The 19,555-nt window shown below is 65.5% G+C and carries 16 protein-coding genes; 4 read left to right on the top strand and 12 right to left on the bottom strand.

The annotated features are described in order from the left end of the window. Positions 1–11 precede the first annotated feature (11 nt). Positions 12–353: a cupin domain-containing protein gene (locus tag C5L14_RS09150; protein ID WP_105861713.1), complete on the top strand. Its 342-nt coding sequence runs from the start codon at positions 12–14 to the stop codon at positions 351–353. A 37-nt stretch (positions 354–390) separates the two neighbouring features. Here the strand turns inward: C5L14_RS09150 and C5L14_RS09145 are convergent, their stop codons facing one another. Both C5L14_RS09145 and C5L14_RS09140 read right to left on the bottom strand, forming a co-directional pair. Next, the gene (locus C5L14_RS09145; protein ID WP_105861712.1) at positions 391–1,431 is read right to left on the bottom strand and encodes an alpha/beta hydrolase; all 1,041 of its coding nucleotides are present in this window, start codon (positions 1,429–1,431) and stop codon (positions 391–393) included. 593 nt (positions 1,432–2,024) lie between these two features. Beyond that, positions 2,025–3,488 (bottom strand): NAD-dependent succinate-semialdehyde dehydrogenase, encoded by a 1,464-nt coding sequence (locus tag C5L14_RS09140; RefSeq protein ID WP_105861711.1) that lies wholly within the window; start codon positions 3,486–3,488, stop codon positions 2,025–2,027. 151 nt (positions 3,489–3,639) lie between these two features. Between C5L14_RS09140 and C5L14_RS09135 the strand changes: the two genes are divergently transcribed. Then, entirely contained in the window at positions 3,640–4,644 is a 1,005-nt protein-coding gene (locus C5L14_RS09135; protein ID WP_105861710.1) for an asparaginase, read from the top strand. A gap of 95 nt (positions 4,645–4,739) precedes the next feature. Here the strand turns inward: C5L14_RS09135 and C5L14_RS09130 are convergent, their stop codons facing one another. The 8 genes from C5L14_RS09130 to C5L14_RS09095 all read right to left on the bottom strand — a co-directional run bounded on the left by C5L14_RS09130 (position 4,740) and on the right by C5L14_RS09095 (position 12,365). Continuing rightward, positions 4,740–5,237, bottom strand: a complete 498-nt coding sequence (locus C5L14_RS09130; protein WP_105861709.1) for a hypothetical protein — start codon at positions 5,235–5,237, stop codon at positions 4,740–4,742. A 123-nt stretch (positions 5,238–5,360) separates the two neighbouring features. Then, positions 5,361–6,377: an aldose epimerase family protein gene (locus tag C5L14_RS09125; protein ID WP_105861708.1), complete on the bottom strand. Its 1,017-nt coding sequence runs from the start codon at positions 6,375–6,377 to the stop codon at positions 5,361–5,363. Positions 6,378–6,529: 152 nt separating this feature from the next. Beyond that, positions 6,530–7,468, bottom strand: a complete 939-nt coding sequence (locus C5L14_RS09120) for a phosphatidate cytidylyltransferase (RefSeq protein ID WP_105861707.1) — start codon at positions 7,466–7,468, stop codon at positions 6,530–6,532. Positions 7,469–7,474: 6 nt separating this feature from the next. Then, complete coding sequence (locus C5L14_RS09115) at positions 7,475–8,125, bottom strand: lysophospholipid acyltransferase family protein (RefSeq protein WP_281062569.1); 651 nt, start codon at positions 8,123–8,125, stop codon at positions 7,475–7,477. Between the two features lie 5 nt (positions 8,126–8,130). After that, the gene (locus C5L14_RS09110; protein ID WP_105861706.1) at positions 8,131–8,574 is read right to left on the bottom strand and encodes a hypothetical protein; all 444 of its coding nucleotides are present in this window, start codon (positions 8,572–8,574) and stop codon (positions 8,131–8,133) included. Next, complete coding sequence (locus C5L14_RS09105; protein ID WP_105861976.1) at positions 8,567–9,979, bottom strand: phosphatase PAP2/dual specificity phosphatase family protein; 1,413 nt, start codon at positions 9,977–9,979, stop codon at positions 8,567–8,569. Before C5L14_RS09105 ends, C5L14_RS09110 begins: the two co-directional genes overlap by 8 nt. Further along, positions 9,976–11,736, bottom strand: coding sequence for a bifunctional alpha/beta hydrolase/class I SAM-dependent methyltransferase (locus tag C5L14_RS09100; RefSeq protein WP_428832612.1), 1,761 nt, complete (start codon positions 11,734–11,736; stop codon positions 9,976–9,978). Before C5L14_RS09100 ends, C5L14_RS09105 begins: the two co-directional genes overlap by 4 nt. Beyond that, on the bottom strand, positions 11,733–12,365 hold the full coding sequence (locus tag C5L14_RS09095; protein ID WP_105861975.1) for a CDP-alcohol phosphatidyltransferase family protein: 633 nt from the start codon (positions 12,363–12,365) through the stop codon (positions 11,733–11,735). Before C5L14_RS09095 ends, C5L14_RS09100 begins: the two co-directional genes overlap by 4 nt. A gap of 266 nt (positions 12,366–12,631) precedes the next feature. On the opposite strand from C5L14_RS09095, the gene C5L14_RS09090 reads away from it, so the two are divergent. Continuing rightward, complete coding sequence (locus tag C5L14_RS09090; protein ID WP_105861974.1) at positions 12,632–13,360, top strand: SDR family oxidoreductase; 729 nt, start codon at positions 12,632–12,634, stop codon at positions 13,358–13,360. On the opposite strand, the gene C5L14_RS09085 is transcribed toward C5L14_RS09090, so the two are convergent. Further along, entirely contained in the window at positions 13,311–14,261 is a 951-nt protein-coding gene (locus C5L14_RS09085; protein ID WP_105861704.1) for a LysR family transcriptional regulator, read from the bottom strand. The genes C5L14_RS09090 and C5L14_RS09085 overlap by 50 nt on opposite strands. 192 nt (positions 14,262–14,453) lie before the next feature. Further along, entirely contained in the window at positions 14,454–18,290 is a 3,837-nt protein-coding gene (gene glgX / locus C5L14_RS09080) for a glycogen debranching protein GlgX (protein WP_245443317.1), read from the bottom strand. A 294-nt stretch (positions 18,291–18,584) separates the two neighbouring features. Between glgX and C5L14_RS09075 the strand changes: the two genes are divergently transcribed. Then, on the top strand, positions 18,585–19,520 hold the full coding sequence (locus C5L14_RS09075) for a lysophospholipid acyltransferase family protein (protein WP_181161092.1): 936 nt from the start codon (positions 18,585–18,587) through the stop codon (positions 19,518–19,520). Positions 19,521–19,555: the final 35 nt, after the last annotated feature.

Genomic DNA, 19,555 nt, shown 5'->3' with positions numbered 1-19,555 from the left:
GGTGAGGTCCGATGATCCGCAGCGAGGAACTATTCGTCCGGTCCGGTGATGCCGAATGGCAGTCGACGCCGGACGGCAACCGGCGACGCGTCCTTGTCTACACCGACGAACTGATGCTGGTCGAATTCGCTTTCGAGAAGGATGGCGTGGGCTGGCTGCATTCCCATCCCCACATACAGTCCAGCTACGTCGCCGAGGGGCGGTTCGAGGTCACCATCGCGGGCAGAACCGAAACGCTCGCCGCCGGCGACAGCTTCATCGTGCCATCCGGCCTCGAACATGGCGTCAAGGCTCTGGAGAAAGGCCGGCTGGTCGATTGCTTCACCCCGCACCGCGCCGATTTCCTGGCATGATTGGGTTGCGCCGTTTCCCCCGGCCTGCTCCGAAGGGTTACTGATCGGCGTTCTCGATCGCGCGCGCAACCACGGCGCGCACTTCCTCACGGCTCATGAAGATATCGTGGTTGATGAAACCGGAGCCGAAATCGGAGGCGTCGACGACCTTCACGCCAGTCTTCTGCAGTTCCTCGCTGTCGCCAGAGCCGACGCGCGGCACGCCGCCGGCGAGCTTGGTTGAGATCTCCAGAGCGCGATCGTTCTTGGAGACGATCACCGTCATTTTCGACGACAGCGACGACAGCCGCTTCATCTGGCGACGGAAGAGGTCGAGGTCGACATCGGGATTGGCCAGCACGATGGCACCGAAATGGTTCGGGAGCGAGGCTCCCATGCGATCCGACATCGAACGCAGAGCTTCCATCATCACCATGCTGCCCATGGAATGGGCGATCAGGTTGATGCGCCCGACCTTGGGATCGTTGGCGAGCGCCGTGAGCGTGTCTTCGAGGGCATCGCGCGACCACATCGCGCTGTCCTTGTCGGTGACGTAATCCAAGAGCGCCGCACGCGAGGGCCAGGAGAACAGCACGGGCACGCCCGAAAACTTGATGCCGTCGACCAGCTTGGCATAGCTCGTCGCCGCGCTGTCGAAGGTCTCGTTATAGCCGTGGACATAGACGATGACGTCGCGCCCCTCGGCCTGCGCCGCCAGGGACGTGGCGGGCTCGTCCCCCGGCAAGGCACTCACCCCCGCCACCGACCAGCCAGGCGTACTGACGGGGTTGACCGAGGCCAGCAGTGACTTGGACGGCGGATACATCACGAGGCGCGCCGCCGTCGGGTCGGAAGCGCGCTTGGCACCGAACCAGGGCTCCTTGTTGCCGGTGGCGTTGCGGGTGGTCATCACCAGCATGGTCATGCCGCCGCGCCAGATGCCGAGCGGAGCCGTGTTGGCCGCCTGATCGTTCGAAGCCGTGTTGGTCAGCACGGGCTTGAGAGATGAGGTTGCATCGCCGGAATCGTCATCGAAGCCGACGCAACCCGTCAGGACCAATGCCGAAGCGATCAAAGCGAAGAGCGAGGCGACCCGCATCGAAACCCAATCCTGTTGCTGAGCTGCCTTCAATGCAGCAGAAGGGGTGAATAGTCAGTGAACGGGCGAAAATGAGGCAGAGGCAAGCGAAAGTAATGATTTGGCCGGAATTCTGCATTTTTCTGGACAACACCGACAAAAATGTCACGGATTCCGGGGTGCCTTCGAGTTGTCCGGAGATTTACCATAGGGAAGTATGAGAGGCAGAATGCATCGATCGGCCGCATGCCTGGGCAGGGCAACCGGCGTCCGTCCGAGGCGAGACATCCCGTGTCGGCAACCCCAGCCGGTTCGGCTTCGGCCTAAAGCGTTTTGCGATTTGGCGTAATCGCCAAGAATCGCAAAGACGCGTCAATCAAAACGTTCGAGCAAACAAGTGTTTCCGTTCAAACGCGCTTTTCTTCTGCCTGAAGCGGGAGATCGTGCTCTACGCCCTGCTCGGCCTCTTGCTTGCGGGATTATCGGAGGCAATCTGGCGGCAGGGCGCCGACTGAGGCTTCCCCCGAAAAGCCGACGCCCCGGAACCTGGATCGGTCCGGGGCGCGGAGCAGAGCTTGCAGCCCTTCAATGCGGGAAGGCGATGGGTTCGGGCCTCAGCCGAGACCGCCTACGCAGACATATTTGGCGTCGATATAATCCTCGATGCCGTATTTGGAGCCTTCCTTGCCCATGCCGGATTCCTTGACACCGCCGAAGGGCGCGACCTCGGTGGTGATCAGGCCTTCATTGATGCCGACCATGCCGTATTTCAGCGCCTCGGCGACCCGGAAGGCCCGGCCGAGATCCTTGGTGTAGAAGTATGAAGCCAATCCGAACTCGGTATCGTTGGCCATCTGGATGGCCTGCTCCTCGGTCTCGAACTTGAACACCGGGGCGAGCGGCCCGAAGGTCTCGTCGCGTGCCACCAGCATGTCCGGGGTCACGCCGGTCACCACCGTCGGCTCGAAGAAGGTATGGCCGAGCGCATGGCGCTTGCCGCCCGCCACCACCTTGCCGCCCTTGGCAAGGGCATCGTTGATGTGCTCCTCGACCTTTGCAACCGCCTTCTCGTCGATCAGCGGGCCCTGCTGCACGCCGGCCTCGAGGCCATTGCCGACCTTGAGCGCGTTGGAGGCAGCGATCAGCTTCTCGACGAATTTGTCGTGAATGCCGGCCTGCACCAGGAAACGGTTGGTGCACACGCAGGTCTGGCCGGAATTGCGGTATTTGGCGATCATCGCACCCTCGATCGCCCTGTCGACGTCGGCATCGTCGAACACGATGAAGGGGGCGTTGCCGCCGAGCTCCATCGAAACCTTCTTGAGCGTCTTGGCCGACTGCTCGACCAGCAGCTTGCCGATCGGCGTGGAACCGGTGAAGGTGATCTTGCGCACCAGTGGGTTCGAGGTGAGCTCGCCGCCGATGGCGCTGGCCGAGCCGGTGAGGACGTTGACGACACCGGCCGGAATGCCGGCCATCTCGGCCAGAGCGCCCCAGGCCAGACCCGAATAGGGTGTCTGCATGGCAGGCTTGATCACGATGGTGCAGCCGGCGGCCAGGGCCGGGCCGAGCTTGCGGGCGATCATCGAGGAGGGGAAGTTCCAGGGCGTGATGGCGCCGACGACACCCACCGGCTCCTTGGTGACCAGGATGCGGCGGCCCGGCCAGGGGGAAGGGATCACGTCGCCATAGACACGCTGGGCTTCCTCGGCGAACCAGCGCACATAGGCGGCCGAGAACACCACCTCGCCGCGCGCCTCGGTGAGCGACTTGCCCTGCTCGACGGTGAGCAGCACGCCGAGCGCCTCGGCATTGGCCTCGATGAGATCGGCGAGCTTGTGCAGGATCTTGGCCCGCTCCTTGGCGGTCTTGGCACGCCAGGCCGGAAAAGCGGCATCGGCGGCGGCAATAGCGCGCGCCGTTTCGTCCTTCCCGCAATCGGGCACGCTGCCGATGAGCTCGCCGGTGGCGGGATTGGTGACCGGGACGGTCTTGCCGCTGTCGGCGGCGATCCATTGACCGTTGACGTAGGCGGCCTCACGCTTGAATTCGAGCTGCTGAGCCAATTTTTCCAACATGCGCCTTCCTCCGTTGTGTCTCTCGCTGGCGCTTAGATAGGCGTTCAGCGCGCGCGGATCAATGTCGAAATGTGATCACATATTCGGGTGTTGCCTCGGCTCGCGAAGCCTGCGATGGAGGCCCGCCTGCACATAGGGAAAGTCCGCTCGCATGTCCAATCCCATCCTGGCCGAACTCATCCGCGGCGGTATCGTCGAAAGCCGCCATAGCGGTGCCATTGCCGTGAGCGACCCCGAAGGTCGGATTGTGCTTTCGCTGGGCGACGTCACCAGGCCCGTCTTTCCCCGCTCGGCCGTGAAGGCATTCCAGGCCCTGCCCTTGCTGGAATCCGGGGCAGCCGACAAGCTCGATCTCACCGACGCGGAAATCGCCCTCGCCGTCTCCTCCCATGGCGGCGAGCCGCGCCATGTCGAGACGGCAGCCGCCATGCTGGCCAAGGCCGGCCGCGATGCCGGCACGCTCGAATGCGGCGTCCATGCCCCGAGCTTCCGTCCGGCGGCCTGGGCCCTGCTCCGCGCCGGCGAGGAGCCCTGCGCCCTGCACAACAACTGCTCCGGCAAGCATGCCGGCTTCGTCTGCCTGGCCTGCGCCACCGACCGCGACCCGCACCGCTACATCGAGGCCACACATCCGGTGATGCGCGAGGTGATGGGGGCTGTGAACGAGATGAGCGGGGCCGCCCTCACCGGCGATGGCGTCGGCATCGACGGCTGCTCCATCCCCACCCAGGCCGCACCGCTTGCGGGCGTGGCACGGGGCTTTGCCCGCTTCGGCACCGGTGCCTATCTCGGCCCCGAACGGGCGAAGGCGGCCGCCCGCATCCGTCGCGCCGCGGCAGCCGAGCCTTTCCTGGTCGCCGGTACCAAGCGCTTCTGCACCGACATCATGACGATCTTCGGCGAGCGCGTCTTCGTGAAGACCGGCGCCGAGGGTGTGTTCTGTGCGGCCTTCCCCGAACTCGGCTACGGCATCGCCCTCAAATGCGACGATGGCGGCACAAGGGCGGCCGAGCTGATGATGGCCGGCGTGATCGCCAAGCTGCTGCCGCTGTCGGAGGACGAGACCGAAGCGTTGAAGCGCTTCCTCGAGCCGGTGCAGAAGAACTGGAACGGCATCGAGGTGGGCAGGCTGAGGCTGGCCGGAGTGCTGGCCTGAGATAACGACAACCTGCTCGAACCAAGGCGTTTTCAGGCTGTCCGCAAAGCGCTGCCGGCATCGCGTCGCTCTTGCTGGCTGCCGATGCCTTGTCGTCACGCTCCGTTGCAGATCGGGCAGCCATGCGCATGCCTGATCAGGCCGTGTGCCCGGCAGCGCTCGAATTGGGGCGCTGACCACAGCCCTTCCCGGTTCGTCGCTCCGGCGCGAATATCCGCCGGCGCGAACGCCGCCAGCAGCACCTGGAATTTATCCAGGCATGGCGTGAGCCATTCTTCCTTCGGCTCGTAGCCGAGCCCGCGCCAGCCGTCTTTCGCTTTCGCAGTAGCAATCGCGCGCAGGAGGAAGGAGCGGTCTTCGACGAAATTTTCGATTTCCCAGGGCATCTCCGAGACATCGAAGCCCACGGTTCCGAGGCCATAGACGCCCTGGTCCCTTGCGGCGATCCAGGATGCAAGCTGGCAGTGCCGACGGGTCGCAGCCAATGACGAGGCAGCCAACGCCAATACGCCGATGAACACCGACGTCAGCGAATTGTTCATCTGCAGAAATGGCAGATCAGGCCGCGCCTCATAGGTGATCGAATTCGCCATCGGGTAAGGTCCGACTTGCTCCTGCGGCGCAGAAAGTACCAGACAGATCAACCATGGCGCAGCTCCGTTCCGGGTGCGCGGCCATGATGCCCGCGCATCCGAACGAAAAGCGCATTATCCCGCTCACACCTGCCCGAAGCGATACTGCGTTTCTTCGTTGTAGATCTCGCCCGGCCGGATGATCGAGGACGGGAAATGCGCCTTGTTCACGGCGTCCGGCAGGTTCTGGGTCTCCAGGCAGAAGCCGGCGAAGCCACCATATTTGGCGCCGCCGAGACCGGGCACCGGCACGTCGAGTTTGGCGGCGTCGTAAAGCTGCACGCCGGGCTGCGTCGTCCAGGTTTCCAGGCTGACGCCGCTCTTGGGCGACCAGGCATGCGCCGCCCGTGTCAGCGTGCCGGCGCTGCGTAGCACGAAATTGATGTCATATTTGAATGGCCCCTCCGGCGTGTCGAAACGCAGCGGACGCGGCGTGCGAAAATCATAGGGCGTGCCGGCAACCGAGAGGATCTCGCCGGTGGGGATGAGATCGCCATCCGTCGGCGTGTAAAAATCGGCCGCGATCTCGATGCGATGGTCGAGCACGTCGGCCGAACCATCGAGATTGAAATAGGAATGCTGGGCGAGATTGATCGGCGTCGCCTTGTCGGTGGTGGCGGTGAAGATCACCTGCAGCGTCGCCGGCTCCAGCAGGCGGTAGGTGCAGGTCGTCACCACGCGGCCCGGAAAGCCCATGTCGCCATCCTCGGAGACCAGTACCAAAGTGGCCGAGCGCTGGTCCGATTGCACCAGGGACCAGACACGCTTGCCGAAGCCGGTGGCGCCACCATGCAGCGTGTGCGGCCCGCCATGGCTCTTGGAGAGATCGTAGGTCACACCATCGAGAGCAAAGCGCCCGAAGCCGATGCGATTGGCGACCCGGCCGGGATTGGCGCCGAAATGCGGGGAATATTTGGGATAGTCCTCGAAAGTCTCGAAGCCGAGCACCACGCGCTGCGGCCCGTTCTTCGAGGGCACCAGGAGATCGCGTATCACGCCGCCATAGGTGATGATCCGGGCTTCGGCACCGGCATCGGAGCGCAGGGTGACCTCGAGCACATCGGCGCCGTTGAAGGTTCCGAACAGGACAGGCTTGGACATGGGATTTCCTTGGTGGGAAGAATGCGTGCGGAGCAGCAAAGTGTCATTGCGAGCCGAGCGAAGCAATCCAGTCTTTCACACACACGGCGCCAGCTGGATTGCTTCGCTCCGCTCGCAATGACAATGCAAAACAATATTCATGCGACATAGCATCATACAGTCCACCAATAGCGGACCACATGGAAGAAGATCGGCGCAGCGAACACGACGGAATCGAGCCTGTCGAGCATGCCGCCATGTCCTTCGATCAGATGGCCCCAATCCTTGACGCCGCGATCGCGCTTGATCGCCGACATCACCAGCCCGCCGAAGAACCCCATCAGGGTGATCACCAGGGCCACCAGTCCGGCCTGCCAGAAGGAGAAGGGCGTGATCCACCACAGGCCGGCTCCGAGCAGCGTGGCGCTTGCCACCCCTCCGATCAGGCCTTCCCAGGTCTTGGACGGCGACAGTTTCGGCGCGACTTTGTGCCGGCCGAACAGCTTGCCCCAGACATATTGCAGCACGTCGCTCATCTGCACGACGATGACCAGGAAGGCGATAAGCAGGAGCTTGCGGCCCTCAAAACCCGGGATGTCCAGCGTCAGCAGCGCCGGGACGTGGGACAGGCAGAAGATCGCGATCATCACGCCCCACTGCATCTCGGCGATGCGGGTCATGAATTTGGCCGTATCGCCCCTGAGCGCGATCAGGATCGGCAGGAGCAGGAAGACATAGACGGGAATGAAGATCGAATAGAGCCCGTACCACTCGATCCAGATCAGGTAATACTGCACCGGCAGCACCACGAAGAACATGGCGAACAGAGTGCGGTGGTCGGCCCGGCGCGTGGGCGTCAGCGTCAGGAATTCGCGCAGGGCGGCAAAGGAGGCGAAGGCGAACAGCGCTATTACCCCGGCCTTGCCGATGAGGAATGCGCCGCCCATCAGCGCCACCATCACCCACCAGGCCCGGATGCGCGCATTGAGATTGTCGATGGCGGCATTGCCTTGCGGCCCGGCCCGGCGGTCGAGCTGCCAGCCGACCAGCGAGGCGACGACCAGGAAGGCGACGATGCCCGTAAACAAGGCCAGGGTATGGTTCTCGAACATCGACCCTCAGTCCCCCTCATGCGGCCTGAGGGCCAGCAGGGCATTGCGGCTGCGATCGAGGAAGGCCTGCTTCTCCTCCCCGGGACCCAGGCGCAGCGGCGCCCCGAAGGTGACGGTGCACAGGAACGGCACCGGCAGGAACTCGCCCTTGGGCATCACCCGGTTGAGGTTCTCGATCCAGACCGGCACCATTTCGATCTCCGGCTGGCGCTTGGCGAGCCAGAACAGGCCGGATTTGAAGGGCAGCAGCGGCTCCTCGCTCATATTGCGTGTCCCCTCAGGGAACAGGATCAGCGAGGACCCCGCTTCCAGCGCCGAGGCCATCTGGCCGATCGGGTCGACGCTGCGGGTGGCGCTTTCACGATCGATCAGTACGGCATCGAAGACATTATGGGCGAGGAAGCGCCGCGTCGCGCCGGCGCTCCAATAATCGCGTGCCGCCACCGGGCGTGCCGCCGCACGCAAGGCCGATGGAAAGACCGTCCAGACCAGGATGAAATCGCCATGGCTGGCATGGTTGGCAAAATAGATGCGCGGCTTGCGCACCGGCAGGCAGCCCTGCCAGTTGCCGCGTACACCGGTGACGAGCCGGGCAAAACCGATGGTGGCGATCCCCACCAGCCGGCCGAGCAGGGAACGGCCATCCTGCACCACGATGTCGCTCACAGCACGGCTCCGAGCAGTGGCAGGGCCAGCAAACACAGGACCTGCAGAGCCAGGAAAATGGCCTGGCGGCGGACCAGGATCATGGCGCCACGGGCCCGCTCTGACATCGGACGCGAAGGACGGTCCTGCGCGAACAGGCCGAGACGCTTCATCGCTCCGTCGAAATTGGTGGTGCTGAAGGCATTGCCCGCCAAATGGCCGAATATCTCGGCGTCGAAACCCGCGCGCAGGGCGAAATAGCTCTGCACCAGGCCGAAAAGCAGAACAAGCAGAACGGGGACGCTCACCCACAGGGGCGCCGAGGCATAGGCAGCGGCCAGGATACCTCCGGCGCCGAGCAAGGTGAGTCCTCGCGAAATCCAGTCGAGCGCCCTGCCCTGCCGCAGATAGGAAGCGGCGATGGCGGCAATCACCGCCGGATTCTCCTGTGCCTCAGCCATCGACGCCGACCATCCTTCCAGCCGCCGCAATGGCGGCGCGCGCATCCGATCCCAGCACGATTCGAGGCCTGATGGCACGTATGATCGCAATGGCCTCGTCCACCGTCCCAGCCTCGCCACTGGCGAGCAGCCAGGTCGCAACGGCGGCGGCGCTGCGCGAATAGCCGAGCGCACAGCACACCAAGACCCTGCCCTGCCCGCGCGCCGCTTCAATTGCCTTCGCCGCGGCCACGAGGCTGGCCGCCTCCGGCGCGATCAGGTCGAGCATCGGCACCGCCTGAGTCGGCAAGCCCCGCAGGGCCGGGAGTTCGGCGGCAAGATCGATGACGGCGCCATAGTCTGCCGGCGTCCGATCGAAACGCGAGGGGATACGGCCGAGATAGACCCCCGGCCTGACCGCGCCGGCGGAAGGCGCCCGGCGCGTCCACCAGCGCGAATTGAGAAAGGCGCCAAGGTGGTAGGGCGCGAAAAGGAACCGGGCTGATAGCGGCATCGAACCGTCGGCACGCTTCTGGAAGCCGGCGGCCCCCCGCCAGAGATAATTGGCCGCGACGAGGGCGAGCGATACCGCGGGATAGCACAGCCACAACCCCCAGCCGCCGACCCAGAGGCCGACAAATACGCAGCTGAGCGCGCCAAGGCCATAGAAGGCTGCGAGTTTGTGACGTTTGGCCTTGTTTCCCGGGTGCGCGGACGTCTCGTCCGCTCTGGGAAACGCCGCGTTTGCAGGCTCGGAAGAGCGGACGAGACGTCCGCGCACCCGGAATTCTTCATCCGGCCACAGCCACAGGCAGAACAGGCCGAGCAAGGCGCCGGTCGGTATGTCGAAGAAATGATGCTGGTAGGTGGTGAGGACGGAGAGGCCGATCAGAGCGAACCATGGATGAAGCAGCCAGCGGGCCCATGACGGCAGATGGCTGATGTAATGCACCCACAGGATCACCAGCAGCGCGATATGCAGAGAAGGCGCCTGGTTGTAGGGCTTGTCGAAACTGAGCAGGGCATCGAACATGAAGCCGGGCAGACCGCCGCCGATCTCCGGCTTGGCAAAGCTGAAGCGCAGCGGAAAGGCGAGGAAACAGGCAACGGCGATGACCTGCGCGGTCAGCAGCCGGCGGCCCAGCGTATCCAGCTCCGCGCGGCTGGTGCAGACGAACAGCGAGGCGGCATAGAACAGGTTGACCGACCAATAGGGAATGATCGTCCAGGGCAGGAACGGAATGCCGCGTTCCCAGCCGAACACGATCGACGGCACGAAGGGGCGCTGCTCGGCCAGATAATTGGCGAGGCCATAGCTCGAATAGAAGAAGATGCCGAGCCCCGCGAGCCAGACAAGCGCCCTGCCCCAGGGACGCCTTTCCCGGCGGCCGCCATCGACAGGCCTGGCCGGTACCGCCATGGTCATGGCGCAGCCTTGCGGCGGGCGAGCGACACCGAGAAGATGCCCCATTCGTCGATACGCTGTTCGAGCTTCTCGAAACCGGCGGCCTCGACGAGCTGGTCCATCTCCGCCTGCGTCCGCCGGCGCATCACCCAGGCCTGCCCCTGGCGGTGGCTGGTGAGGGCCCGCGCGATGAATTCGAGCTGCGGATGCCAGGGCTGGCCGGTATAGATCAGATAGCCCCCGGCCGGGATAGCGGCCGCGAGGCCTCCAAGCGACCATTTGATCAGGTTGTTGTCGGCGAAGAGCTCATAAAGGCCGGAGACGAGCCCCAGCGTGGGCTTGGGCTCGATGCCGGCAAGGCTCGCGGCATCGAAAGCGTCGCCCTTGACGAAGCGCGCTATGTCGGACAGGCCCTTCTCGGCGATCAGCCGCCCGCCCGCCTCGACATTGATGTCGCTGTAGTCGCGCAGCAGGATCGAGTCGGGCCGCGACACGCCTTCCGCCTCCAAGGCCTCGAGCACATAGCGGCCGTGGCCGGCGGCGATGTCGACGATGGAGACCGGCTGCCCCTCTTCCCGCAGCCGGGCGATGGCGACACGCAACAATTCCTCGACATGGAGTTTGCGCTGGCGGATGCCGCGCCAGCCGATCGCTTCGAGATAGTTCCTGTCGGCCAGCCGTCCGAGAGCCGAACGTCCCGACGGCGTGTTGCGGTAGACGTAATCGAGGGTGGAGCCGGAATCGAAGCCGGTCTCATGGCCGAGCCTGATGCCGTCGGAGATCAGCCCGGTCGCCTTCAGCCCCAGCCGCGTACCGGCCCAGTAGAGCCCTTTCGGCGAGGCGAGCGGCAAGGGCGAGGCAAGCCTGTCGGCCTCGTCGCGGGTGAAGCCCAGCCGGTCGGCCTCGGTAAGAATGGTGCGCTCCAGAGGCGCGGCGAAGCGCTCGCCGAGGAAACGCCGGACATGGCCGATCGCCAGCGCCCTGTCCTTCTCGCCGAGCGTGTCATGGTAGAAGCCGGGCAGCACATGCCGTTCCTTGATCGCCGATCCCAGATTTTCGTAGAAACGGTGCTGGGGTGCGTGATGCACCACCCAGTCGGAGCCCGAGACGAGCAATTGCGTCGGCACCGTGATGGCCCGGGCATCCTCGACCACCCGTCGCGCCGCCTCATAGAGCCCGAGGAGGATGCGCACCGAGATCGCCCGGGTGATCTTGGCATCGGCATCGAAGGAGGCCTGGCGCTCGACATCATGGGTGAGGAACTTGGCCTTCACATAGGATTGGACGAAGAAGTTCCCCTTATAAGCCTGCCAGAGCTTCAGGCCCGGCCGGGCAAAGGGCACGTAGAGCTTCACCTTGAAGGCGGGCGAAGCCACTACGAGGGCGCGGATCTTCGGGGCATAGTCATGCACCCAGGCCGAGGCGACCACGGCACCGACACTCTGGGCAAGCACGGCGATATCGGCGGGCGCAAAACCATGCACGGCGCCGATATGGTCGATGAAGCTCTGCACGTCGCGCACCAGGGCGCCGAAGCTCGGGGCATCGCCGCGTTCCCCGGGCGAGTCGCCGTGGCCCCGGGCATCCCAGGCGAAGAACTCATAATCGGGCATGGCGAGTTCGTCGGGCAGATGCGCCATGCGTCCCGAATGCTCATGGCCGCGATGGAACAGCACGACCGCCCCCTTTGCGGGCGCATTAAGCGCCGGCCAGTGGCGGTAGAACAACTCGATACCGTCATGGCTGCGGAAAAAACCGGTCTCAGAGGGACGCATCATGGCTCCTGCCATTGTTGGGCTTGCTCGGCGCGCGCTTCACGAAGGCCCTTATGCACACGATTGACGATGGTCAGTGTGAGAAAAAGCACGGCAAGCGGCATCAGCCAGGCGAACCAGCCCGGCAAAGGCAGGCCGAGGCCGATCCACAGTCCAAGCGCGCCGAACACGAAAGCGCGGTCGCTCTTGCCGAGCGGGCCGTCATAGCGCCGGGATGCTCCCACCAGCGGCCCCATTACACCCGCGAACTCGCTGATCACCGCAAGCACGATCACTGCGCCGGTCCAGAACGGACCGAAGACCGGCAGGGTGGCAAAAGGCAGGATCAGCGCGGCATCGGAGACGACATCGGCAATCTCGTTGAGATAGGCCCCGAGCAGGCTTTTCTGGCCGAATTCGCGCGCGAGCATGCCATCGATGGCGTTGAGAGCCATGCGGATGGCGAGCCAGACCGGCAAAAGCAGGAAAAGGATGCGCAGGTCCGAGAGCCAGGCGACGCCGAGGCCGACCACGAGAGAGCCCGCTGCCGCCGCTAGCGTGACCTGGTTCGCGGTCGTGCCCCGCTCGGCCATGCGTGTGACGCGCGGCCGCAAAAGAGCCTGAAAACGGGGCTTGAGAGCATACAGACTCACGGGACTGTCCAGATTCGCGATGCAGCCGGCGATCATGGCTCAGCCGGCGGGCCTCATGCAACCCGACGGACCCGCCGGCGCGTACTGGTGCATGGCATGCATGGCGGTTTCAAGAGCGGACGAGACGTCCGCCTCTCCTATCCGGCAGGCGCGGCGCAACCATCGGAAACGCCGATGATGCTATCGGTTTCTTCCGTTTTCCAGGCCGCCGCCGATCTGAGATGCCCATGCGCAGTTCCATCGGGATCGAAAGGAAACGCTTCATCATGAGTCTTGCAGATTCGAGAGTTCTCATCGCCGGCGGCAGTTCCGGCATGGGTCTTGCGCTGGCGCGGCGCTGCCTCGATGCCGGCGCGCGTGTCATCATCGTCGGCCGGAGCGAGGAGAGATTGGCGGATGCCCGCTCGAGCCTGGGAGGGCCCGGCACGCTCGATACCGTCTGCGCCGACATCACCCGGGAGCATCAGGTCGCGGCACTGTTCGAGCGCACCGGCCGGCTCGATCACATCGTCAGCACCGCTGCCGATATCGAGGGCGCCTATGCGCTTTTGCCTTCGCTCGACCTGAAGGCTGTCCAGCGGGTCGTGGAGAGCAAGGTCTACGGCCCTCTCCTCCTGGCCAAGCATGGCGCGGGGAAACTGAGGCCCGCCGGTTCCCTGACTTTCGTCTCCGGTATCGCGGCCTATCGCCCCCTGGCACGGGGCGCGGCGGTCGCCGCCGTCAATGCCGCGCTGGAAGGGCTGGTCAAGGCGCTCGCCGTGGAACTCGCGCCGCTGAGGGTCAATGCCGTTTCGCCGGGCTGGGTGGATACCCCGATCTGGACCTTCGTCGCCGGCGACAGGAAGGACGAGACCCTGGCAGCCATGGCGGCAAAACTGCCGGTCGGCAGGGTCGGCCGCCCCGACGATATCGCCGATGCCCTGGCCTTCGTGATGGGAAACGGCTTCACGACGGGAGCGGTTCTGCATGTCGAGGGCGGGCATCGCCTGGTCTGAGCCCATCGAGCCCGGTGCTCGCCGAGGCGAGCAGCAGCTTCAGGGCCGGCGGCTGCACCCGCCGCCGGCGCCAGATCATCACCAGGTCTGCGGCCAGAGCGGCAGTTTGGGCCGGGCCCGGCCAGGGAAGTTCGGTCACTTCGCCCCGCGCGAGTGCGTCGGCAACCGCCAGGCGCGGCACCAGGCCGAGGCCCGTTCCCGCAGCCACCAGCCGGACTATCGCACCGATGCTGCCGGCTTCGGCTGCCAGGTTCGGCGCAGCAAGCCCCGCGCGGGCAAAGGCCGCATCGAACAAATGGCGGTAGACGCAGCCCGCTTCAGTCACCACGAACCGCTTCGCGGCAAGAATGGCCAGTCCTTCGCCAGGTGGCAGCGGCGGCTCGCCGGCCGGCGCTATCAGGACCAGCGGTTCCCTGGAAATGCTGCGCGTGGCGAAACGTTCGTCGAAGTCCCCTCTGTCGAAGCAGAAGACGACATCCACCTCGCCATCCTCCAGCTTGCGCAGGAGGTCACCCGTGCCCGCGACCGACAAGCGAAGCGCGATTTCCGGATGGGCCTGGCCGAAGCGCGAGAGCCAGGCCGGCAGACGGACCGCCGCGATCGTCTCCAAAGCGCCGATCGAAACCGCTCCCCGCTCCTGCCCGGCGGTCATGGCCACGGCGCCGCGCGCCTCATCCGTCAGCGTCAAGATCTCTTCGGCATAGGGCTGCAGCGCCGCTCCGGCAGCCGTCAGCTGCAAGCCGGACCGCGAACGCGCGAACAAGGGCGTTCCGAGTTCGGCCTCCAGCGCCTGGATCTGGTCACTCACGCTCGATTGAGCCAGATGCACCGCCTCGGCTGCCCGGGTGACATTGCGATGGCGGGCAACGGCGAGAAAGGTCTTGAGCAATCTGGGATGCATGGTTCTTCAGACCTCGGTCTCGAATAGGTCAGTAGGGTCCCGAGCATGTTTCAATAGGGCAAGAGACGCACGCCCGTTACGAGGCACAAGATAATACCGGAAATCGGGGCATATGCCGCGATGATAGCAACAGGCCCTCGGGCTCCAGTCGTTGCCCAGGCCTCCCTTCCAGCGGCCCAACCCCTCGTATGACTACTCCCTCCGCCCCGCCTGCCGCATCGCCTCGAACACCGCCTTGGCCTCCTCGGTTTCCAGCATGGCATGGACATCGAGGTCGAGGCGGCGGCGCCAGTTGGGATATTCGCGATCGGTCCCCGGCAGGTTGACCGGCTCTGCCTCCCCGGCGAGATCCTCGACCTGCGCGGCGACGAGGCCGGAGGAAGCGGAGGCCAGGAAGCCGTGAATGGCGCCGACGAGGGCCGGCGTCAACGCAGTCTCCTCGCTGCCGATGGCCTGGAGCAGCGCCTGCCTGTCCTCGGCGCGTGCCGCTTCCGCATCCGCGGCGACCGGCCGGCCGAGCGAGCGCTCCAGCGCGATATCGGCGCCGTTCCACCAGCCGCGCAGCGTCGGCAGATCATGCGTGGCGACGCAGGCCAGCGACCCTGCCGGATAGAGTTCCGGGCGGCGGAAGACCGCACCGTCGCGCTCGAAGAACAGCACGCGATAGGAATAGAGCGCGGCTTCGGACAGCCGCTCGCGCAGGCCCTCCGGCACGGTGCCCAGATCCTCCCCCACCACCATGCAGCGATTGCGCACGCTCTCCTCGGCCAGCACCTCCAACATTCCTTCGAGCGGATAGCTCAGATACGCACCCTCGCTCGCCGGCGCGCCGTAGGGCACCACGAAGAGGCGGGTCAGTGCCATGACATGGTCGATGCGCAGCGCCCCCGCGTGGCGCATATTGGCGGCGAGCAGCTCGCGGTAATGGGCATAACCGCTCTGGCGGAGGGCGACAGGATCGAGGGGAGGTATGTGCCAGACCTGGCCACTGGCGGAGAAGGGATCGGGCGGCGCACCGGCCGAGACCCCTTTCAGGAAGGCATCGGGCGCCGTCCAGACCTCGGCGCCATCCGGCGCCGCTCCTACGGCGAGATCGCGGCAAAAGCCGATGGCAAGACCGCTGCGGCTGGCGGCCGCAAGCTGTTCCTCCGCCAGGAATTGCAGATAGCAGGCAAAATCGGCGGCATGCTGCAGGTCCGCGGGCAAGGCCGCCGTCGACATCGCCGGGATCGCGGTCGATCCGGCCTGCTCTTCGAGCGCCTGGAACAGGCAGAAGCGGGCCAAAGCCTCGCCGCCTGACGTTTGGAAGGCGCGAAAGGCCGCCAGGCGCGCGGGCCGTTCAGGCAGGATGGCAAAGGCTTGAGCCAGCGCCGCACGTTTGTGGCGCCAGACTTCGGGCCAGTCGATGAGGCGCCCGGCTGGCGGCGGCGCCGACAGCTGGGCCTCGAGTTCAGGCACGGCATCGAGGGCGATCAGGGCCGGATCGAGGAAGCGCCGGTCGGAAGGCTGGTAGGGACTGGCCCGCTGCCGGTCGGAGGGGAACATGGCGTGGAAGGGATTGAGGGCGATCAGGCTGGCGCCCTTGCCGGCCGCGTCCCTGGCAAAAGCCTCCAGCGTGCGGAAGTCTCCGACACCCTGGTCCGCCTCCCGCCGCAGTGTATAGAGCTGGGCGGAGAGGCCGAAACGCTTGCCGCCATCGGCAAGCGCTGCCGGCAGGAAGGCCTTGGATCTTTGGCGTTCGACCACTGCACCGAGTGAGCGCAGATGCTCGAGGCTCTCGCGCGCCTGGGCGAGCGAATGATGCGGCAGGCCCATGGCGGTGAGCAGAGCACGCTTGGTCTCCTCCGACACCAGGGTGTGCCGCCCCGAAACCTCCCACCATTCCGGTGCGATGCCGGCAGCCTTGGCCAACAGCTCGAGCATTTCGGGCGGCGCATCGCCGTCGCGCCTCGGTGCACGCCCCGGCTCGGCGATGAATACGCCGACGGAACGCGGCGCAAGCTCCATGATGTCGAAGGCGCCGTAGAGGGTCGGCGGCGCGAAGGCCTGGTATTCGTCGCTGACATGAGCAAGCCGCCAGACCAGCCCGGGTGCGAGATCCGGCAGCCGGGCATGCAGCGGCTCGGCGCCGGCATGGAACCAGATCAGCGCTTTCGAGCCATCCTGTCCGGTAAGCGCCATGCCGAGGCTGCGCAGGGCCGGATTGCCCCATTCATTGTCCTGCAAAGGCTGGCCGCTCGGGCCGAGCCAGATCACGTCGGGCACCCCATCGGCCCCGTGGCCGGAATGGGGCTTGCCGGTCAGGAACCGATCCGCCGTCACCAATGGCAGCGACTTGCGCAGGCGCGTCAGGCTCGCCACGAACTGAATCAGGGAGCGGTCGGCATTGGCCCAGTCGATCCAGGTAATCGCATTGTCCTGCGCATAGGCGTTGTTGTTGCCGCGCTGGCTGCGGCCGAGTTCGTCGCCCATGGCGATCATCGGCGTGCCCCGCGACAACAGAAGGCTGGCCAGCAAGGCCCGGACATGGCTGCGCCTGAGCGACACGATCTCGGGGGCCGTGCTGGGCCCCTCCGCGCCGTCGTTCCAGCTCACCTCGCCCGAATGCCCGTCGCGGTTGCCCTCGCCATTGGCTTCGTTGTGCTTGCCGGCGAAGCTCACCGTATCGGCTAGCGTGAAACCGTCATGGGCCGCGACGAAATTGATGCTGTCGATCGGGCGGCGACTGGCGGGATCGAACAGGTCCGAGGAACCGGCCAGGCGCGTCGCCAGAGCGCCGATGCCGCCATCGCCGCGCCAGAACCGCCTGACATCGTCGCGGTAGCGATCGTTCCATTCCGCCCACCCTTGCGGAAAATGACCGAGCTGATAGCCCCCCAGACCGATATCCCAGGGTTCGGCGATCATCAGCCGGCCGCTCAGGACAGGGTCGGCGGCAATGGCGGCGAACAGGGGTGCCTGCCGATCGAAACCACCGGGCCGGCGGCCCAGCACCGGAGCGAGATCGAAGCGGAAGCCGTCGAAGCCGCCGATCTCCGCCCAATGCCGGAGAGCCGCGAGGGTGAGGCCGAGACCGGGCTCACGATCGAGAGCCAGCGTGTTTCCGCAGCCAGTGTCATTGGCATAAAAGCGAGGATTGTCGGCAAGCCGGTAGTAGGAACGATTGTCGAACCCACGCAGCGAATGGGTGCCGCCGCGCTCGTCGCTTTCGGAGGTGTGGTTGTAGACGACGTCGAGCAGCACCTCGAAACCGGCCTCGTGCAGCCGGTCCACCGTCTGCGCAATCTCGGCCATGCCGCCGGGGGCAAGGCGCGGATCGGGCGCCAGGAAGCAGGCGGGATTGTAGCCCCAATAGTTCCTCAGACCGAGCGGCTCGAGATGCCGTTCGTCGATCGCGGCGGCGAGCGGCATCAATTCGAGCGTGGTGATGCCGAGTTCGGTGAAATGAGCGATCGCCGCCGGATGGGCCAGGGCGGCGACGGTCCCGCGCAGATCGGGCGGGATGTCGGGATGGGTCTGGCTGAAGCCCTTCACATGGACTTCATAGATGATGCGGGTTTGCGGCTTCACGCCGGCAGGACGGGTCTTGTCCGGCGCCGGCCGCTCCAGCACGGCCTTCGGCATGATCGCGGCGGTATCCGTGCCGTCCAGAACAAGGTCGTCCACGCCCTGGGCGCCTTTCACCGGCAGGGCCGACGTCATGCCCTCCGGCAGGACGAGGCGGGTGGCATGGGGATCGATCAGGAGACGCGCCGGATTGAAGCGCAGCCCCTCCTCCGGGCGCCAGGGACCATGGGCGCGCAACCCGTAAAGCTGCCCCTCGGCAAGGCCGCCGATGCGACCATGATGCACGGCGCCGCTGCGGCCCGGGAGCAGGATCCTTTGGCTCTCGGTGCCATCGGCATCGAACAGGCAAAGCTCGATGTGCTCGGCCTCGGCAGCGTGGACGGCGAAATTGACCTCTTCCCCAATCCAGCTTGCTCCGAGCGGAGCTGCCGCACCGGGATTCGCCATGCTTGAACGTGCCATACGGTCCTTGCCTCGACTGTCGAATGCCTGTCGTACTTTCCTGGCATCTTGGACGATCAAAACGCAAAGGCTAGATGACAGGATCCGGCGAAAATTTCTGCCACATATGGATTGAGCGTGAATTGTAGCCGGCCAATGTCCTTGCTGGGCGTTTTGCTGTAGGAACGTCCGGGGCGAGGAGAGCGCTCCGGAGCAATGCCCGTTGAGACAGAAGCGTTGCTCGCATTTTTGATTGGATGCGTCTTTGCGATTCCCGGCGTAGCCGCCAAATCGCAGAACGCTTTAGGGAAATCCATGGTTCGCCACACCGCCCACCCCGCCGGGACCGAAGCCGTCCAGTTCACCTATGCGGATCCGACCTTTTCCAAACCGAAACGAGCCCTGATCCGCGCCATCGAGAAGGTGACCGGGCAGCCCCGGCTGAAGCGGCTCTATCTCGAGAACCACCGCAATCCGGTGGCCGGCGAGAGTTTTTTCGCCGCCGCCGTGCGCCAGCTGCGGCTCGATGTGCAGTTCGACAGGGCCCAGCTCGACAAGATTCCGAAGACCGGGCCCTGCGTCATCGTCGCCAATCATCCCTATGGCGTGCTCGACGGCATCACCATCGCCTGGCTGATCGGCCTGGTCCGCCAGGATTTCGTCATCCTCACCAACGCCGTGCTGCTGCACGCGCCGGAGGCGCAGGGCTATCTGCTGCCGGTCGATTTCGCGGAGACCGCAGAGGCAATGCAGACCAATCTGCGCACCCGCGCCGAAGCGCGCCGGCTGCTCGACCGCGGCGGCTGCGTGATCGTGTTTCCCGCCGGCGGCGTCTCGACCTCGCCCGACAAGCTCGGACGACGCCCCGCCATGGACGCCCCCTGGCAGCCCTTCACGGTGCAGTTGATCCAGCGCTCCAAGGCCACGGTGGTGCCGATCTTCTTCGGCGGCCAGAACAGCCGCCTGTTCCAGATCGCCAGCCATCTCAACCAGACCCTGCGCTTGTCCCTGATCTTCAAGGAGGTGCGCGATCGCATCGGCACGAACCTGCCGATCGCGATCGGCGATCCCATCGATGGCGCCGCTTTTGCGGCCGCCACCGACCGCAAGGCGGTCGCGCTGGAGCTGATGCGGCGCACCTATGCCCTGGCGGGCCAGCTGACGGACGACCGCACCGCCAAGCGCATCGCCGCCGGCCATCTCGAACCGGTGGTGCTGAACCAGCCGAAGCTCTGCGCCCCGCGGGTGTAGGATTTCCTTCTCCCGCAAGGGGAGAAGGGCGGCCG

This window comes from Labrys okinawensis (assembly GCF_002982075.1).
Classification (GTDB): Bacteria; Pseudomonadota; Alphaproteobacteria; order Rhizobiales; family Labraceae; genus Labrys; species Labrys okinawensis_A.
This window is presented reverse-complemented; position numbering and strand designations above follow the sequence as displayed.

Coding starts and splice junctions, on each gene's coding strand:
- C5L14_RS09150 (WP_105861713.1), top strand. CDS start 12: ATGATCCGCAGCGAGGAACTATTCGTCCGGTCCGGTGATGCCGAATGG.
- C5L14_RS09145 (WP_105861712.1), bottom strand. CDS start 1,431: ATGCGGGTCGCCTCGCTCTTCGCTTTGATCGCTTCGGCATTGGTCCTG.
- C5L14_RS09140 (WP_105861711.1), bottom strand. CDS start 3,488: ATGTTGGAAAAATTGGCTCAGCAGCTCGAATTCAAGCGTGAGGCCGCC.
- C5L14_RS09135 (WP_105861710.1), top strand. CDS start 3,640: ATGTCCAATCCCATCCTGGCCGAACTCATCCGCGGCGGTATCGTCGAA.
- C5L14_RS09130 (WP_105861709.1), bottom strand. CDS start 5,237: ATGGCGAATTCGATCACCTATGAGGCGCGGCCTGATCTGCCATTTCTG.
- C5L14_RS09125 (WP_105861708.1), bottom strand. CDS start 6,377: ATGTCCAAGCCTGTCCTGTTCGGAACCTTCAACGGCGCCGATGTGCTC.
- C5L14_RS09120 (WP_105861707.1), bottom strand. CDS start 7,468: ATGTTCGAGAACCATACCCTGGCCTTGTTTACGGGCATCGTCGCCTTC.
- C5L14_RS09110 (WP_105861706.1), bottom strand. CDS start 8,574: ATGGCTGAGGCACAGGAGAATCCGGCGGTGATTGCCGCCATCGCCGCT.
- C5L14_RS09105 (WP_105861976.1), bottom strand. CDS start 9,979: ATGACCATGGCGGTACCGGCCAGGCCTGTCGATGGCGGCCGCCGGGAA.
- C5L14_RS09100 (WP_428832612.1), bottom strand. CDS start 11,736: ATGATGCGTCCCTCTGAGACCGGTTTTTTCCGCAGCCATGACGGTATC.
- C5L14_RS09090 (WP_105861974.1), top strand. CDS start 12,632: ATGAGTCTTGCAGATTCGAGAGTTCTCATCGCCGGCGGCAGTTCCGGC.
- C5L14_RS09085 (WP_105861704.1), bottom strand. CDS start 14,261: ATGCATCCCAGATTGCTCAAGACCTTTCTCGCCGTTGCCCGCCATCGC.
- glgX (WP_245443317.1), bottom strand. CDS start 18,290: ATGGCACGTTCAAGCATGGCGAATCCCGGTGCGGCAGCTCCGCTCGGA.
- C5L14_RS09075 (WP_181161092.1), top strand. CDS start 18,585: ATGGTTCGCCACACCGCCCACCCCGCCGGGACCGAAGCCGTCCAGTTC.